Source organism: Litchfieldia alkalitelluris (assembly GCF_002019645.1).
Lineage (GTDB): Bacteria > Bacillota > Bacilli > Bacillales > Bacillaceae_L > Litchfieldia > Litchfieldia alkalitelluris.
In genome coordinates this window covers 4,051,994-4,067,497 of sequence record NZ_KV917374.1, presented here as the reverse complement: position 1 = coordinate 4,067,497, position 15,504 = coordinate 4,051,994, and the positions used below count along the sequence as shown (strand labels likewise).

The 15,504-nt window shown below is 36.4% G+C and carries 18 protein-coding genes and 1 pseudogene; 12 read left to right on the top strand and 7 right to left on the bottom strand.

Going from position 1 to position 15,504, the window contains the following annotated elements:
- Positions 1–63 precede the first annotated feature (63 nt).
- The 3 genes and pseudogenes from BK579_RS18970 to BK579_RS18960 form a co-directional block, all read right to left on the bottom strand.
- Positions 64–1,623, bottom strand: a pseudogene (locus tag BK579_RS18970) (IS1182 family transposase); the annotation flags it as partial.
- A gap of 170 nt (positions 1,624–1,793) precedes the next feature.
- Positions 1,794–1,925, bottom strand: coding sequence for a DUF3941 domain-containing protein (locus tag BK579_RS18965; protein WP_078548174.1), 132 nt, complete (start codon positions 1,923–1,925; stop codon positions 1,794–1,796).
- 67 nt (positions 1,926–1,992) lie between these two features.
- Positions 1,993–2,853, bottom strand: coding sequence for a DegV family protein (locus BK579_RS18960; protein WP_078548172.1), 861 nt, complete (start codon positions 2,851–2,853; stop codon positions 1,993–1,995).
- Positions 2,854–3,028: 175 nt separating this feature from the next.
- Between BK579_RS18960 and BK579_RS18955 the strand changes: the two genes are divergently transcribed.
- Together BK579_RS18955 and BK579_RS18950 are read left to right on the top strand one after the other, a co-directional pair.
- A complete protein-coding gene (locus tag BK579_RS18955; RefSeq protein ID WP_078548170.1) occupies positions 3,029–3,874 on the top strand; it encodes a YitT family protein in 846 nt (281 codons plus the stop codon).
- A gap of 48 nt (positions 3,875–3,922) precedes the next feature.
- Complete coding sequence (locus BK579_RS18950; RefSeq protein ID WP_078548169.1) at positions 3,923–4,813, top strand: BsuPI-related putative proteinase inhibitor; 891 nt, start codon at positions 3,923–3,925, stop codon at positions 4,811–4,813.
- 488 nt (positions 4,814–5,301) lie between these two features.
- Here the strand turns inward: BK579_RS18950 and BK579_RS18945 are convergent, their stop codons facing one another.
- The 3 genes from BK579_RS18945 to BK579_RS18935 form a co-directional block, all read right to left on the bottom strand.
- Positions 5,302–5,499: a DUF3813 domain-containing protein gene (locus tag BK579_RS18945; RefSeq protein WP_078548167.1), complete on the bottom strand. Its 198-nt coding sequence runs from the start codon at positions 5,497–5,499 to the stop codon at positions 5,302–5,304.
- Positions 5,500–5,501: 2 nt separating this feature from the next.
- The gene (locus BK579_RS18940) at positions 5,502–5,651 is read right to left on the bottom strand and encodes a competence protein (RefSeq protein ID WP_078548166.1); all 150 of its coding nucleotides are present in this window, start codon (positions 5,649–5,651) and stop codon (positions 5,502–5,504) included.
- Positions 5,652–5,753: 102 nt separating this feature from the next.
- Positions 5,754–6,563: a Cof-type HAD-IIB family hydrolase gene (locus BK579_RS18935; protein ID WP_078548164.1), complete on the bottom strand. Its 810-nt coding sequence runs from the start codon at positions 6,561–6,563 to the stop codon at positions 5,754–5,756.
- A 163-nt stretch (positions 6,564–6,726) separates the two neighbouring features.
- On the opposite strand from BK579_RS18935, the gene yjfP reads away from it, so the two are divergent.
- From yjfP to BK579_RS18915, 4 genes are all read left to right on the top strand, one after another.
- On the top strand, positions 6,727–7,494 hold the full coding sequence (yjfP, locus tag BK579_RS18930) for an esterase (protein ID WP_078548163.1): 768 nt from the start codon (positions 6,727–6,729) through the stop codon (positions 7,492–7,494).
- An 86-nt stretch (positions 7,495–7,580) separates the two neighbouring features.
- The gene (locus BK579_RS18925; protein WP_078548161.1) at positions 7,581–7,892 is read left to right on the top strand and encodes a metal-sulfur cluster assembly factor; all 312 of its coding nucleotides are present in this window, start codon (positions 7,581–7,583) and stop codon (positions 7,890–7,892) included.
- 94 nt (positions 7,893–7,986) lie between these two features.
- Complete coding sequence (gene mobA, locus BK579_RS18920; RefSeq protein WP_078548160.1) at positions 7,987–8,568, top strand: molybdenum cofactor guanylyltransferase; 582 nt, start codon at positions 7,987–7,989, stop codon at positions 8,566–8,568.
- Positions 8,569–8,729: 161 nt separating this feature from the next.
- The gene (locus tag BK579_RS18915; protein WP_078548158.1) at positions 8,730–9,857 is read left to right on the top strand and encodes a TIGR04053 family radical SAM/SPASM domain-containing protein; all 1,128 of its coding nucleotides are present in this window, start codon (positions 8,730–8,732) and stop codon (positions 9,855–9,857) included.
- Between the two features lie 24 nt (positions 9,858–9,881).
- On the opposite strand, the gene BK579_RS18910 is transcribed toward BK579_RS18915, so the two are convergent.
- On the bottom strand, positions 9,882–10,589 hold the full coding sequence (locus tag BK579_RS18910; protein ID WP_078548157.1) for a Crp/Fnr family transcriptional regulator: 708 nt from the start codon (positions 10,587–10,589) through the stop codon (positions 9,882–9,884).
- A 245-nt stretch (positions 10,590–10,834) separates the two neighbouring features.
- On the opposite strand from BK579_RS18910, the gene modB reads away from it, so the two are divergent.
- The 6 genes from modB to BK579_RS18880 all read left to right on the top strand — a co-directional run bounded on the left by modB (position 10,835) and on the right by BK579_RS18880 (position 15,465).
- A complete protein-coding gene (modB, locus tag BK579_RS18905) occupies positions 10,835–11,488 on the top strand; it encodes a molybdate ABC transporter permease subunit (protein WP_078548155.1) in 654 nt (217 codons plus the stop codon).
- Positions 11,489–12,151: 663 nt separating this feature from the next.
- Positions 12,152–13,420, top strand: a complete 1,269-nt coding sequence (locus BK579_RS18900) for a molybdopterin molybdotransferase MoeA (protein WP_078548154.1) — start codon at positions 12,152–12,154, stop codon at positions 13,418–13,420.
- Positions 13,405–13,938 carry a molybdopterin-guanine dinucleotide biosynthesis protein B gene (mobB, locus tag BK579_RS18895; RefSeq protein WP_078548152.1) on the top strand — a complete coding sequence of 178 codons (534 nt, stop codon included), beginning with the start codon at positions 13,405–13,407 and terminating at the stop codon, positions 13,936–13,938. The genes BK579_RS18900 and mobB overlap by 16 nt, the downstream gene beginning before the upstream one ends.
- Positions 13,931–14,401, top strand: coding sequence for a molybdenum cofactor biosynthesis protein MoaE (locus BK579_RS18890; RefSeq protein WP_078548150.1), 471 nt, complete (start codon positions 13,931–13,933; stop codon positions 14,399–14,401). Before mobB ends, BK579_RS18890 begins: the two co-directional genes overlap by 8 nt.
- Positions 14,398–14,631 carry a molybdopterin converting factor subunit 1 gene (gene moaD / locus BK579_RS18885; RefSeq protein ID WP_078548148.1) on the top strand — a complete coding sequence of 78 codons (234 nt, stop codon included), beginning with the start codon at positions 14,398–14,400 and terminating at the stop codon, positions 14,629–14,631. The genes BK579_RS18890 and moaD overlap by 4 nt, the downstream gene beginning before the upstream one ends.
- A 117-nt stretch (positions 14,632–14,748) precedes the next feature.
- Positions 14,749–15,465, top strand: coding sequence for a YwiC-like family protein (locus BK579_RS18880; protein ID WP_078548147.1), 717 nt, complete (start codon positions 14,749–14,751; stop codon positions 15,463–15,465).
- The last annotated feature ends 39 nt before the right edge of the window (positions 15,466–15,504 follow it).

Genomic DNA, 15,504 nt, shown 5'->3' with positions numbered 1-15,504 from the left:
GCGTCGTCGATTTAACTTTTTTCACTTTATTTTAGACGTTTATTATGCAAGAGCTTACGCTCTTGCTACATATTTTCGTATATTCACTGCCATTAAAGCAAGACCTGTTTCGTTATCGACTTTTGATTTCCCACGAACCGAAAATCGTGTGAAACCTAAATTAGCCTTCAAGAATCCAAAAACTGGCTCCACGTCTGTTTTTCGTTGACGGTAAATCGTTGCCGTTTCTTCTTCTGAAAGCTTCGTTTTCACATATTCTTTTTGTTGTTCCCATTGCTCATTGATCATGAGCTTACGATTTGTACCTTCTTCCGCTTTCGTACATAACGATCTTACCGGACAGCCTGTACAGTCTTCGCATTCATACATTTTGAATTGGCGTTGGAATCCTGTTTTATCCGTACGTTTTGAATGGTACCGGAACGTTACCTTTTGTTCATTCGGACAAGTAAACGAATCACTTTCTTCATCGTATGCCCAGTTACTTGTTTTGAACGGGTCTTTTTGGTGTTTTTTCTTTTGTTCGTTTAAGTAGTGATTATACGTTATGAGTGGTATGCGTTTGCGTTTTGTCAGAATATCATCGTAATTTTGTTCGCTTCCATAACCGGCATCTGCAACAATATATTTAGGTAACGAAAAGAACTCCTTTTCAATTCGATCAAGGAATGGGATTAGTGTTTTGGTATCCGTTGGGTTTGGAAATACATCGTAAGCCAGTGTGAATTGTCCTTCTGTTGCAATTTGAACAGTGTAGCCAGCCTTTAGTTGTCCATTTTGCATATAGTCATCCTTCATTCGCATGAAGGTTGCTTCGCGGTCTGTTTTCGAGTAGCTATTGCGTGTGCCCAGTATATCAAAATCCTTTTCATACTTCTGTTTACGCGTGATCCAATCGTATATTTGTTTTACCATTTGTTTTGGTGACTTTCGTTCACTTCTTAGCTGTTTACGCTCCATTACATCGTCAGATGTTTCAATCTTTTGTGTATATCCATCAACAACTTCATCTAATTTTTCAGCGATTTGAGTTAACTCCTCAATGGACAGCTGCTCGTCATTTTCTTTTTGTATTTCAGGAATGATCTCATTTTCAAGCAGTTCATTATAAAACTGATTCGACTTTTCTACGAGACTTGAATGAAACTTTTCAATGGCCTTTTTCCATACAAACGTGAATTTATTGGCATTGGCTTCGATTTTGGTGCCATCAATAAAAATCGCTTCTTGATCAATGAGTTTCTCCTGTACTAATTGGCATCGAAACTGCACGAAACACTGACGTATTAATTCCTTCATTTCGGAATTGACACGGAAACGGTTTATTGTGCGATAACATGGCGTATAACCTTGTGCAAGCCACATCATACGGATACTATCGCCCAAAAGTCCTGCTATTTTTCGACCAGAGAAAGTTGATTGCGTATAACCACATAAAATAATTTTCAGCATCATACGTGGGTGATAAGGTGGACAACCGGTATGACGAGTAAATGAATCGAAGGCTTTTTGCGGTATACTTTCGACTAAATGGTGGATAGGAAAGGCAATATCATTATCTTGTAATTTCATTTCTAAATCTAAAGGCAAAACCATTTGATTCATGTTATAATTTTTAAACATAAGGATCCTTCTTTCAGATAGAATTTGGTGTGGTAACTTTATTTTATCAGAAGTGGTCCTTATTTTTTACTCCAAAATAATCAAAGCCGATGAAATTTTACTCTCGTAAAATTTCATCGGCTTTTTCATTTCAGAGATGGGTTTTGTCCCAGCCTCTTTTTAACTACTTATTACAAATGATCAGTTTTCTTCGAGTATTGATGTTTTCCCATTTCACGATTTTTTTCAGCAAGCATATTTTTCTCGTGATTTTTTGCGTTATTATCTTTGGCTTTTTTATCATTATCACTCGTTCTAGACATCTCATACACTCCTTTGATACAAATCATTTAAATTAATATCATTTCCAGTCGAGTGCAAAGTATGAGGTTAAGAGCGGTTTGTGTTCAAGAAAAAGATGGCAATTGTTCCTGGACCTGCGTGTGAGCCAATAGATGCACCAATCATATTTATATATACTGATTTACATCCGAACTTTTCCTCAAATAATTGCTTATATTCTTCCGCAGCTTCAAGATCATCACCATGACTTATGCCGATTGTTTGTTCAGAAAGATTTGTACCTCTTTCCTCCATTATTTCTAAAATCCGTTTGGCAACTTTCTTCTTCCCGCGAATTTTTTCTAAAGGTATCAGCTTTCCATCTTCAACATTAAGAATAGGTTTGATATTCAATAATCCACCCACGAATGCTGCTGTTTTGGTTACTCTTCCACCACGAGCCAAATAATCTAAGTCGTCTACTGTAAAGATGTGTTCCATATGTTTTACTTGAGTCCTTACCTCAGCAATAATTTCCTCTTTCGTTGCACCAGCTGCTGCTAATTCCACAGCTTTTTTAACAACTAATCCTAATCCAAGAGAAGCACATTTTGTATCTATTATCGTGAGATCGAAGTCCGGGAATTCTTCTTGCACTTCGGCTTTAATCATCACAGAAGTTTGATATGTTCCAGAAAGTTCCGATGAAAAAGCAATATAGATAGCACTTTGCTTTTCCTTTGCAAGCTTCGTAAACTCCTCTTTAAATAAATGTGGAGAAACTTGAGATGTTTTAGGAGCAGACCCATTTCTCATTCTTTTAAAAACCTCGGATGGATTTAACGTTGCCAAATCCAAGTAATCATCGCCATCTAAATGGACGCCAAGAGGAAATAGTGTAACACCTGATTCTTTGAAAAAATCCAACGGCAAATCACTAGCACTATCTGCAAGTATTTTAATACTCATTACTTCACCTCTTTTTTATATTCGAACAATAAATTATAAATAATATAAGTCCTTGATTTTAGTGTAGCGAGTCTTGTATGAAAAAACAATCATTGTCTTCTAGTATTAGCAAATAAAGGGTAAAAGATGAATATTATGAGCAAACTATCATTAACACTAGGTGAGGAGTGATAGCTTGGTACTATTACAATTGAAAAAAAGCATCGTTGTGATATTCGGTGCATTTTTAAATGCCATTGCACTTAATCTATTCTTAATTCCAGCAGATGTGTATGCTAGTGGTTTTACGGGTATATCTCAATTAATATCAAGAACACTTGAAGAATATACACCATTTTATATTTCAACAGGGATTGTTTTACTTCTTCTGAATATTCCTGTTGCGATTATAGGGTGGAAAAAAATCGGGAAGTCATTTACGCTTTACAGCTTCTTATCAGTTGCTGCAACAACATTTTTTCTTTCAATTTTACCAATCTACAAACTATCGGATGATATTATCTTAAATGCCGTATTTGGAGGGGTAATCATAGCTGTAGGTGTCGGGTTTACCCTAAAGTGGGGTGCTTCAACAGGAGGATTAGATATTGTTGCTATGCTTTTATCTCGAATGAAAGATAAGCCCGTGGGAACTTACTTTTTTATATTAAATTCAGTTATTATTTTGACAGCAGGGCTTCTTTACGGATGGGAAAAAGCATTATATACACTCGTTACTCTTTATGTATCGACGAGAATCATAGATGCAATTCATACACGCCATGAAAAACTTACTGCCATGATTGTAACTAAAAAAGCAGATGAACTGAAAAAGGCAATAAATGAAAAACTTGTAAGAGGAATTACAATGGTGCCAGCTAAAGGAGCCTTTACAAATGATAGTAAAGACTTGATGATCATAGTAATAACACGCTATGAACTATTCGATTTAGAACAAGTGTTAAAAGCAGTTGACCCACATGCGTTTACAAATATTATTGAAACTGCAGGGATATTTGGATTCTTTCGAAAAGAGCAGTAACCTTTTCTTAAATTATACGACTATATAAGTAAAAGGAGGTTAATAAACATGTTAAGATATCTTTTATTAAGCATAGTATCACTATTAATCATTTCTGGTTGTGGAACTAGTGGGAATACGAATGCGAGTCAAGGGGAGGATGCAGAAAATCCTGAAACACCAGTCAACGGAACACCAATCGTCGAGAAACCAGATGATAGAAATGAAGATACTGTGTCAGGAGACGTTCAAGAATTGCTAGAACTGGTAGAGGTCGAATTAGAGACTTCTGCAACTGCTGGTGATGCAGCCTTTACGATTACTTTAAAAAATACAAGTGATCAAGATGTTACTCTAACATTTACATCAGGCCAGAAATATGAGATTTATGTCAAGAACAAAGCTGGATTGGAAGTATATCGCTATTCAATTGATAAATCTTTTATTATGGCATTACAGGATGTTGAAATCAAAGCGGGAGAAGAAGTATCATGGACAGAAGTGTGGAACTACAATCAAACGGGGGAGCGTATTGCTAGTGGAGAATATACGGCAACTGTTGAAATTGTAGCAACGCAAGTGAATGGTGTGGATGTAGCTGTTGCAGAAACATTAAGAGCTGATGCTAAAGTAACTGTTCCCGAAGAAAACACAGCTTTTCGTAATATCCATGTTATGGGCAGTGATGGAGAGTATACAGTAACAGGTGAAGCAAGGGTTTTTGAAGCGAGCTTTTTCTATTCGGTTGAAGATGGTCATGATTACTTAGTTAAAGAAACCGTATTTCAGGCTGATGAGGGTGCTCCAAGCTGGTCTCCTTTTGAGATCAACATTTCAATCCCTAGTGATAAGCTACCATCAAATGGGACTGCAACACTTGTTTTATACGAAAGAAGCGCGAAAGATGGGGAAATCGTAAATCGTTATCATACGGTTCTTGAGCAATTTAGTGGAAAATAAAGTTTATTGGGTGCCTAATTGGTGCCCTTTTTCTATTTGTGAAGTGGAGTGATTTTAATTAGTTGTTCACCCTAAAAAAATCGGGCGAGAACAGTGAGAAAAGCGGCGGGTTAGTGCCCGAATGCGGCGGGATGTGAAGAAAATCGGGCCAGAGCGAGAAAACACAGGAGTGCAGTACACAAAATCGGGCGAGAACAGTGAGAAAAGCGGCGGGTTAGCGTCCGAATACGGCGGGATGTGAAGAAAATCGGGCCAGAGCGCGAAAACAAAGGAATGCAGAACACATAATTGGGCGAGAACAGTGAGAAAAGTGGCGGGTTAGTGCCCGAATCGGGCGGGATAAGGAGAAAATCCGGACAAATCTAAAATTCAGCAGCGAAGTACAGAATCCAGAATTCACAATCCGGCGTGAGATGAAGAAAGATGCTAATCCCAATAAAAAGGACTGCCGTTAAACCGACAGTCCAGTGTGTAATATAACCTAATCGTTATTCAACTTGATCTAATCGATCCTGAAGATCATGAAGCTGTTCTTTCTCAGCCACCGTCGAGTTTGCAAACGCAGAAGACAAAGCGTTTCTGGCAACTTGTTTTGCTTCTATTGGACAAAGATCGATTTGGGCTGCTTGTGCTTGTTCAGCTAAAGCAACCGTTTCACGAGCTTTTTGAAATAGAGCGTTACCCATAGTTATATCCCTCCATATGAGGATTTTTCAACATTTTCTCGCTTCTTTTCTTCAGCTTCTGCTAATGTCGAGCGGTAAGGGAATCTTTCTGAGTACTTTTGCAAAGAATCTACGCCTTGTTGAACAAATCGCTTTGACTTATTGCTACCCATATATATTCCTCCCTATTGCTAAGATTAGCTTCAGACACACTCATATGCGCGTCTAACTTAGTGTATGATATTACGCAATTTTTATAAAAGGAAATTACTGTACTATAATTTTAAATGTTCCTTTAAGTAAACTGCAATGCCATCTTCTTCATTAGTTAGGGTAATACTATTAGCTAAGTTTTTTAATTGCTTAATCCCATTTCCCATTGCAACACCATGCCCCGCATATTCAATCATTTCGAAATCGTTATCTTCATCCCCAAAGGCAATTATTCGGTCTTTAGGAATGTTAAAATATTCAGCGATTCTTTGTAATCCGACAGCTTTATTTAAACCTGATTTTACAATCTCAATCACATGCCAAGGAGCACCCCATTTTCGATGATCAATGACTTCTGCATGAACATCTGATAAATGTTTCCGAACAGAATCTACATGGTCCTCTTTTGGGTGGATTAAAAGGGCTGTAGGATCATGATGGAGGATTTGGCGTAAATCTCCTGTTTGAATTGTTGGATCCCCTAGACTAAAGATATCCAGCAACTTTTCATCATGGTAGTGAAAATATACATCATCTATAACTTCAGCTAATATATTATGTACTCTAAATTCTTCACTTGCTTCAACAATTTCTTTTACGGTCTTAAGATCCATTGGCTGATGGTATACACCCCAAGCATTACTTAAGGGATGGTGGACAAATGCGCCGTTGAAATTAACAATTGGTGTATCTAGACCTAGTTCTTTATAATACATAGAACTGGATCTAAATGGTCGCCCGGTTGCGATTACAACAATATGGCCTTCTTCTCTTGCTTTTTTTAAAACGGATTTTGAAAAAGATGATATGGTTTTATCATCTTTCAAGAGAGTCCCATCTAAATCAAGTGCAATTAAATGTGGTTTTGTCATAATATCCCCTTTTTTTGGATTGTATTTTTACTACTACAATAAGCAATAATGTACATAAACGTCAAATTTGTGTGGATTCATATATTTTCCAAAAAATATTTGTCCATGATACACTATATATATGTTTTGTCGAAATGAATTATTTCCTAAAAGGAGCATGTATATGGTTATCATCGAAAATCGAATAGTTGGTCAAATACCAACCTTACATATTGTAAAAGAAGAAAGTAAAGACCATTCATTACCATTGATTATCTTTTTTCATGGCTTTACAAGTGCAAAGGAACATAATTTGCACTTTGCTTACTTATTGGCTGAAGAAGGATATCGTGTTATTCTCCCTGATTCATTGTACCATGGTGAGAGGGCTACTCAATTCAAAGGGATAAACTTAAGTCTTAAATTTTGGGACATTGTTCTTACTAATATTAAAGAATTATCTTTATTAAAGGATGAATTGATTTCTCTTAATTTAGTTGATAGAGAACGGATAGGCGTTGCGGGGACCTCCATGGGAGCCATTACTATGTTAGGAGCCCTTACTCAATATGAGTGGATAAAAACAGCTGTGAGTCTAATGGGAAGTCCCCATTACGAAGGGTTTTGTCGAGGCTTAATTGCTGGATTCAGGAAACAAGGAACTAAGCTACCATTAACAGATGAACAAATTGAACAGCAAATTGCATTACTGAAGAAGTTTGACCTAGGTCACCAACCTGAAAAGTTAAATGGAAGACCGATATTGTTTTGGCATGGTAAAAATGATGAGGTTGTTCCATTTCAATTTACTTATGAATTCTATAAACAAATCCAACCCTTTTATAAGGGAAATGAAGAAAACTTGAAGTTCTTAGAAGATCCAACCCGTGGACATAAAGTATCAAGGGAAGCCTTACTTGAAACCGTAGAATGGTTTAGGAAGCATCTGTAGAGAAGAGAATAAGTCACATTATTTTCATTGAAGCAATGTTTTCGTTATACTGTAAATAACTAAAACTTACGTAAGGGGCGATAAGGATGGATAAAGCTTTAGAAGAAAATATTATGGGTGCATTAGAAACTGTAAATGATCCAGAGCTTGGTGTAGATATCGTCAATCTTGGTTTAGTATATGGTGCCCAGCTCGATGACGCAGGAGTAGCTACAGTTACAATGACATTAACTTCAATGGGATGCCCTTTAGCTGGGACAATTGCTGAAGATGTAAAACGAGCGTTAATTGATTTGCCTGAAATCAAAGAAGTTGAGGTTAACATTGTGTGGAATCCACCATGGACTAAGGACAAAATGTCCAGATATGCAAAAATTGCACTAGGTGTTCGTGACTAATAAGGCTAATGAAAATTAGGAAGGGGTTTCTCTGAAGGGAATCTCTTCTTTTTTCATTTATAAAACCAATTAAATCTAAAAGGAAGATTTGATCATGGAAAAAAATGAACAGATTGTTGGAATTTTACTAGCTGGAGGGGTGTCACGGCGTTTTGGAAGTCAAAAGGCGTTTGCGAATTTGCTCGATAAACCAATGTTTATGTACTCCTTGGAAGTGTTAAAACAAACTTCTGACAAAGTGATTGTTACGAGTCATCCAAAAATCAGCTCCCAGCTTGCTAGATTTTGTCATGAAAAAATAATCGAGGATGTAGCTGCCTATAGAGGGCTTGGGCCTTTAGCTGGATTGTACTCAGGCATGATTGAAGAAACAGGAGATTGGTATACTGTTTTACCCTGTGATACGCCAAAAGTAAGTGGGAAATTAATGAATCGTATATTAAGCTACAGAAGTAAAGACATAGATGCAATCATCCCAAAAATAAAGGGGAAAATTCAACCGTTGATAGGGGTTTATTCGGCCCGTATGACGCCAATGATTAAAGAGCTTTTAGACAAAGAAAACCTAAGAATGACTTCTTTATTAGAGCTGGGAAGGATAAGGTACTTAACTGATGTCGAGTTGAATTCAATGGAGGAAGAGTTTAATAACGTGAATTATCCATCAGATTTATAAAGGCTCTTTTCTGAGAGGTTGTTGCTAGTGGCCTTATACTAAAGTTTACGATAAAACAGTCTTTATGAAAGATAATGTTTAATTAGTGATTTGCTTCACATATTCCTAAAACGAGACATGTTAAAATCATTCTATCAAGGCATAACAAGGGAGGACAATCTATGTTTGATAGAGATTTTAACAAAGATCCTTTTATTGTCATTTGGGAATTAACACGCGCTTGTCAATTAAATTGCTTGCATTGTCGTGCAGAAGCACAATATAAAAGAAATCCATTTGAACTGTCATTTGAAGAAGGAAAAAAGCTTATTGATGATATTTACTCGATGAATAATCCTATGCTGGTTTTTACAGGTGGAGATCCATTGATGCGACCAGATGTCTATGATATCGCTGAATATGCGATAAAAAAGGGCGTACGAGTATCAATGACTCCTAGTGCTACCCCCAATGTAACAAAAGAAGCAATTCAAAAAGCGAAGCAAGTGGGGCTTGCTAGGTGGGCATTTAGCTTGGATGGTCCTACAGCTGAAATCCATGATCATTTTCGGGGAACAGCGGGTTCATTCGAGTTAACAATGAATTCAATTAACTATTTACATGAGTTAGAAATACCAGTCCAAATAAATACGGTGATATCAAATTATAATATAAATGTTCTAGAGGAAATGGCAGCATTAGTAGAAAAGTTGGATTGTGTTTTATGGAGCGTGTTTTTCCTCGTGCCAACAGGTCGTGGTAAGGATGAAGATATGATTACTCCAGCACAACATGAACATGTATTCCGTTGGCTGTACGAGCTTAGTAAAAAAGTACCGTTTGATATAAAAACAACCGCTGCTCAGCACTATCGTAGAGTAGTTATTCAATCAAAAATGAGAGAATCAAAAGTTGAAAAAGAGATTGTTAAATATAAAGATGCATTAATGGAAGGTAAAACAGGATCTTTTGATGGCTTAGGAAGAGCACCAAAGGGAGTTAATGATGGGAATGGTTTTGTGTTTATCTCGCATATTGGGGATGTTTATCCCAGTGGGTTGCTTCCTGTTAAAGCGGGAAATGTGAGAGAAACTTCTTTACCTGAAATTTATCGTGAGTCTCCAATTTTTAAAGATTTAAGAAACCCAGATATGTATAAGGGCAAATGTGGAGTATGCGAATTTCGTTTTGTTTGCGGTGGTTCAAGATCCCGTGCATACGCTGCAACTGGAGATTATCTTGAAAGTGAGCCTTATTGTGTGTATATTCCGGAAAGCTTGAGAAAGAAGAAAGAGCCAACTAAAAGCTGACTAAAAGTCAGCTTTAAAAGTTGATTATTCGATACTACAAAAAACAGCGGGACACTCTTCACAATTAATTTCCTTTTTTATAAAGTTCAAATCATGAATGGTAATTTTTCCTTTTTTGATCGAAAGGATATTTTTTCCTCTAAGATCATTAAGCATTCTGTTTACACTTTCTCTTGTTGTCGCACAAAAATTGGCAAGCTCTTGATTCGTTAACGGTAAATCAATTAAAATTCCGTCCTCTGTTTTTACTCCATAACTATTTGTCATTCGTACTAATGTGGAGTATAAGGCTCCTTTTTTCCCATAAAGAACTAAGTCTCGAAATTTTGTTTGTGTTTTTCTGAAATGATCGCTCATCCATTTCATGAATTCAAACGCTAGTTTGTTGTTTTCAAATAATTTTCTCTCGAGTTCATTCTTATTAATCACAGCGACTTCGCCACTTTCTACAACCACTGCGTTAAAGATATACTTAGCTTCTTCAGTAAATAAGGTTAATTCGCCTACTATTTCATCACAAGTACAAATTCGGAGTGAGAGTTCTCTTCCATCAGAAGAGAGTTTACTAATTTTAATGCGTCCCGAGCGGATCACATATAATTCTGTTGCAGGCATTCCCTCTTGAAATAAAAAGGTTCCCTTTTTAATAGGTAATGTATGCTCTGCTGATTTTAACAATTCATTTAATTCAACAGATAGAGTTGGTCGAGCATGACTTTTCAGTTTAACCATTAGTTTTCATCCTTTTCTTAGATTTATTTTGTGCTAAGAAAGATTATTGTGTATATGCATAGGTTCATGCGAATGATATGACGGAGCTTTGTTTTCTTATAATTAGATTTAACGGGAAAAAGTAAGTACAGTCAATGTGATGTACCGCACAGTCATGTGAACAAAAAGTGCGAGTACGCTCTTAACGCTGTTATAATAGGCTTAAGAGATTTGTGAAGACTTTTCAACAATTGGGGTATATTGCTATGGAAGAATTATTTTGGTCACCAATTAAATTATCAATCAGTATTGCACTTATATCCGGACTTATTGTTTTATGTTCTGGGATTATTATCGCAAGATTAATGGTCGTGAAAAATTTTAAAGGTAAAATTATAGTTGAAACGGTTTTAATGTTACCCATTGTGCTGCCACCTACTGTGATTGGTTTTTTTCTCATCGTTATATTCGGGAATAACGGGCCTATAGGACGGCTCATTCTTGCTTTGTTTGATCAATCTTTAATGTTTACATGGGGGGCGGCAGTGATAGCTTCAACAGTTGTGGCCTTTCCTCTTATGTATCAAACAGCTAAAGCAGGATTTCACTCCATTGATAAAGCGATTGAAGAAGCTTCTGCAGTTGATGGTGCAACTGGAGTGCAAACCTTTTTCTTTATTTCAATTCCACTTGCTTTAAAGACAATTATTGCGGGGTTTGTATTGAGTTTTGCTAGAGCTTTAGGGGAGTTTGGAGCAACCTTAATGTTTGCTGGTATTATTCCTGGTAAAACACTTACTCTACCTACAGGGATCTATGTGGCAATTGATTCAGGGAATATGACATTGGCATGGGCTTGGGTGATAACCACGGTTATTATTTCGTTTATCATGCTTCTTATTACATATTTAATTAAGTAAGATCATTTTAAATTATGTTAATAGGGTGGATATAGCTTCTACCAAACATGAAAGGGTTGAATTTGGAAGAATAACTTTGAAATGGGAATCAGAATGATTGGTAATAAAATAAGCGGAGAAATTTCTCTTAAATAGGAAATATCACTTAAAATGGCTTAAATAGACGGAAAAATTCCGACTATTGACTCCAAAAACGGTCAAAATAGGTAATTGTGCTTAGTTTAGTCGGAAAATCTCCGCTTATATACCCAGAACGGAGCTCTATTCAGCCTGCTAACCGGAATAAGTCAGCTTATTTTAGACAACAGCCAGCCATTGTACCCCTAATTTTTTGGGGGGCATTTTCCTATACAAATTTTTGTTATTTCTCGACCCAAATAGCTATGGTGTCAATTTTATATGGAAATTGGCACTCATTTTACTTCACTTTAATGTTTGTGATAGAACCCGTTATATAGATTCTCTTCTGTTGCTTATTTAGGAAAGTATAAAGAGTTGAACTTTGTTTTGGTGTATAGTTCCCCCGAGAGCTTCAGCCCCCTTCTCTTCTCTTATAATAAGTAATGATAACTTGGGTGATAGACCAAGTGTGATATTTATCAATTTCTTTTCACCCCAAAAACTGTTATAAATAAAAGAATAAAAGAAATAGTAGGTGAAGATATGGTTGAAAGGCGAAAACCAATACCAGTAGAAGAAGCAGTCAGAAACGTAATGAACTTTGCGGCACCAGGTTTAGTAGAAGAGATTTCAATTAATGAATGTTATGGTCGTTTTCTGGCAGAAGATTTAACTGCCACTCATGATGTCCCGCCGTTTAACCGATCTCCTTATGACGGATTTGCTATACGATCAATCGATTCAAAAAATGCGAACCAAAATCATCCTATCGAATTTGAAGTTATTGATGAAATCGGTGCGGGATATGTGACTAAAAAGAAAGTTGAAGCTTTTCAGGCAATAAGAATCATGACAGGGGCACAAATGCCAAGTGATTGTGATGCAGTAGTTATGCTAGAACTTACAAAAGAGTATAAAAGAAACGGTATAGATTATATGAGTATTAAGAGATCCTTTAAAGAAGGAGATAATATTTCATTTCAAGGAGAAGATACAACCAAAGATACCGTTCTTGTAAAAAAAGGATCATTTATAAATCCAGGTGTGAAAGCCCTACTTGCAACATTCGGATATGACAAAGTGAAAGTTGCGAAGAAACCTATTGTTGGAGTGTTTGCGACAGGGACAGAATTACTAGATGTGCATGAATCATTAGTACCTGGGAAAATAAGAAATAGTAATTCCCATATGATTATGGCGCAAATTGAACGCGCAGGAGCTATACCGACTTATTTAGGAAAGCTTCCTGACGATTTTGAGCTGTGTTATAAAGCAATCGAGGATGCTATCTCAGAGGTGGATTTGTTTATTACAACTGGTGGGGTTTCAGTAGGGGACTATGATTATCTACCAGCTATTTATGAAAAACTTGGAGCACAGGTTTTATTTAATAAAATAGCCATGCGGCCTGGAAGTGTCACAACAATTGCTGTTTTAAACGGAAAGTTGTTATTTGGATTGTCAGGAAATCCATCTGCATGTTATGTAGGATTTGAATTGTATACACGGCCAGTTATAAGAACTTACTTATATTCAGACTCACCCCATCTACAAAAAATAACTGCACAACTAGCAACTGACTTTTTGAAACCGAATCCGTTTACTAGATTTGTTCGTAGTAAATTATCTTTTGAAAAAGGGTCCGTTCTGGTTGCACCTAGTGGGTTAGACAAGTCTAATGTTGTTTCGTCAACTGCAGGTGCCAATGCATTAATGGTTTTACCAGGTGGAACACGGGGGTATGAGAAAGGCAGTTTTGTAGAAGTTTTGCTCTTAGAAGATCAAGAGGGAAGTCAATGGCCGTGGAAATAACAACCCCACCTATTCTTCAAGTGGTTGGTTATCAAAATAGTGGAAAAACCACGGTTGTTGAAAAAATAGTTAAATCTTTGACTAGTAAAGATTTAAGGATAGGAACAATTAAGCATCATGGCCATGGAGGGGAACCTGAATCATCTGATAAAGGAAAAGATACTGAACGTCATCGTTTAGCTGGTGCAGCAGTAAGCTCTGTTGAAGGCGAAGGGGTTCTTCAAATTCAAATGAAAAAAAAGTCTTGGAAATTAGATGAAATTATCACATTATATTCTCAGGTTCAGCTAGATTTAATCATTATTGAGGGATATAAAAAAGAGCGATATCCGAAATTAGTCATTCTACGTAACCAGGAAGATATGGAACTTTTGAATAAAACACAACATGTGGTAGCAGTTATTTCATGGCTACCCAATGAACATCATCGTTTAATTAAACAACCGGTTTTTTCTATCAATGCACAAGAAGAGTTGTTGGAATGGATCGAACAGTTTGTGAGGGATTACAATGGATAACAATTTATTTTTAATAACAAAAGCACCTTTAAGTATTGAAGAAGTAACAGCAAAAGTGGTTCGACGTGAGGCTGGTGCAGTCACAACCTTTATTGGAACGGTTAGGGAATTAACGAAAGGGAAGCGAACATTATATTTAGAATATGATGCATATGTTCCTATGGCAGAAAAACAACTCAGTCGTATTGGTGAGGAGATCAAGGAAAAATGGCCAGATGCAACAACGGCAATCAGCCACAGAATTGGTCGCTTAGAAATATCCGATATTGCTGTAATTATTGCAGTATCAACACCTCATCGAAAAGATGCATATCAAGCGAATGAATATGCAATTGAGCGCATAAAGCAAATTGTACCAATTTGGAAAAAGGAACATTGGGAAAATGGAGAAATGTGGATGGGGAATCAGCTAGAAACAATTGAATACCCTGAAGGTCATCCACAAAAGGAGGAGTTAGAATGATTACAGTTTTACTTTTTGCACACCTCCAGGAAGTGTTAGGAAAAGAAAAAATTGAGATTGATTGTGCTCCGTTGACTGTTGCTGAGTTAAAACAATATTTAAAAGAGTCATTTGGCTTTGAGCAAATCAGTCAAGTGATGATTGCAATTAATGAGGAATATGGGGTTGATGAGGATGTTATTCAACCTGGAGATATTGTTGCACTTATCCCTCCAGTAAGTGGCGGTTAAATATAAATGTCAGGCACTAGGTATAGTTCTAGTGCCTTTTTTAATGTGAACTGTATCACACCAAAGATTGTTCTTACACGATATACTTAAGGAGAAAAAGTAACCAGAGGTGAGTGTATGAAAATATTATTACCAAAACAGCATGGAGCATGGGCAATGCTTGTGATTCCGTTTTTATTAGGAATATTCTTAGGATCACCAACGTGGCTTCATATACCATTATTCATTGGCTGGCTATTTCTTTATTTAGCAACCTATCCACTTTTAATGGTGATAAAGAATAAGAATAGAGAGTTACATGTTAAATGGACCGTTATTTATTTAGTTCCAGTCGTTTTTTCATTAGTGATTGTTGTCATTTCAAATGTTCACTTCATATTTTTTGGCTTAATCATGTTACCGTTCTTCTTGGTAAATATCTACTATGCTAAAAGAAAAAATGAACGAGCCTTAATCAATGATTTTAGTGCGATAATCGCTTTTTCAATTGGTGGATTAGCAAGCTACTATGCTGGAGTAGGAGTCATTGATCAGATTGCGTTAATGATATTTACTTTATCTAGTCTCTTTTTTATCGGAAGTACCTTTTTTGTGAAAACAATGATTCGAGAGAAAAAAAACGTAACCTACAAATGGATTTCATGGGGATACCATGCAGGCTTAGTTATGCTTTTAATTGTAGTTGGATATCCCCTCCTAGTTATCGGTTATTTACCAAGTTTGATTAGAGCCATTTATTTATACGGTAAGAATCTATCAATCATGAAAATTGGTATATTAGAAATCATTAATTCTGTCATATTTTTTCTAGCTACTTTGATTTTTGTTTCGTAAAAATATACAGGCAAATACCTATTCTGAATTTTCTAAGCA

What these genes read in the sequence shown, in the direction of transcription:
- BK579_RS18965 (WP_078548174.1), bottom strand. Translation starts at nt 1,925, where the DNA reads ATGTCTAGAACGAGTGATAATGATAAAAAAGCCAAAGATAATAACGCA.
- BK579_RS18960 (WP_078548172.1), bottom strand. Translation starts at nt 2,853, where the DNA reads ATGAGTATTAAAATACTTGCAGATAGTGCTAGTGATTTGCCGTTGGAT.
- BK579_RS18950 (WP_078548169.1), top strand. Translation starts at nt 3,923, where the DNA reads ATGTTAAGATATCTTTTATTAAGCATAGTATCACTATTAATCATTTCT.
- BK579_RS18945 (WP_078548167.1), bottom strand. Translation starts at nt 5,499, where the DNA reads ATGGGTAACGCTCTATTTCAAAAAGCTCGTGAAACGGTTGCTTTAGCT.
- BK579_RS18940 (WP_078548166.1), bottom strand. Translation starts at nt 5,651, where the DNA reads ATGGGTAGCAATAAGTCAAAGCGATTTGTTCAACAAGGCGTAGATTCT.
- BK579_RS18935 (WP_078548164.1), bottom strand. Translation starts at nt 6,563, where the DNA reads ATGACAAAACCACATTTAATTGCACTTGATTTAGATGGGACTCTCTTG.
- yjfP (WP_078548163.1), top strand. Translation starts at nt 6,727, where the DNA reads ATGGTTATCATCGAAAATCGAATAGTTGGTCAAATACCAACCTTACAT.
- BK579_RS18925 (WP_078548161.1), top strand. Translation starts at nt 7,581, where the DNA reads ATGGATAAAGCTTTAGAAGAAAATATTATGGGTGCATTAGAAACTGTA.
- mobA (WP_078548160.1), top strand. Translation starts at nt 7,987, where the DNA reads ATGGAAAAAAATGAACAGATTGTTGGAATTTTACTAGCTGGAGGGGTG.
- BK579_RS18915 (WP_078548158.1), top strand. Translation starts at nt 8,730, where the DNA reads ATGTTTGATAGAGATTTTAACAAAGATCCTTTTATTGTCATTTGGGAA.
- BK579_RS18910 (WP_078548157.1), bottom strand. Translation starts at nt 10,589, where the DNA reads ATGGTTAAACTGAAAAGTCATGCTCGACCAACTCTATCTGTTGAATTA.
- modB (WP_078548155.1), top strand. Translation starts at nt 10,835, where the DNA reads ATGGAAGAATTATTTTGGTCACCAATTAAATTATCAATCAGTATTGCA.
- BK579_RS18900 (WP_078548154.1), top strand. Translation starts at nt 12,152, where the DNA reads ATGGTTGAAAGGCGAAAACCAATACCAGTAGAAGAAGCAGTCAGAAAC.
- mobB (WP_078548152.1), top strand. Translation starts at nt 13,405, where the DNA reads ATGGCCGTGGAAATAACAACCCCACCTATTCTTCAAGTGGTTGGTTAT.
- BK579_RS18890 (WP_078548150.1), top strand. Translation starts at nt 13,931, where the DNA reads ATGGATAACAATTTATTTTTAATAACAAAAGCACCTTTAAGTATTGAA.
- moaD (WP_078548148.1), top strand. Translation starts at nt 14,398, where the DNA reads ATGATTACAGTTTTACTTTTTGCACACCTCCAGGAAGTGTTAGGAAAA.
- BK579_RS18880 (WP_078548147.1), top strand. Translation starts at nt 14,749, where the DNA reads ATGAAAATATTATTACCAAAACAGCATGGAGCATGGGCAATGCTTGTG.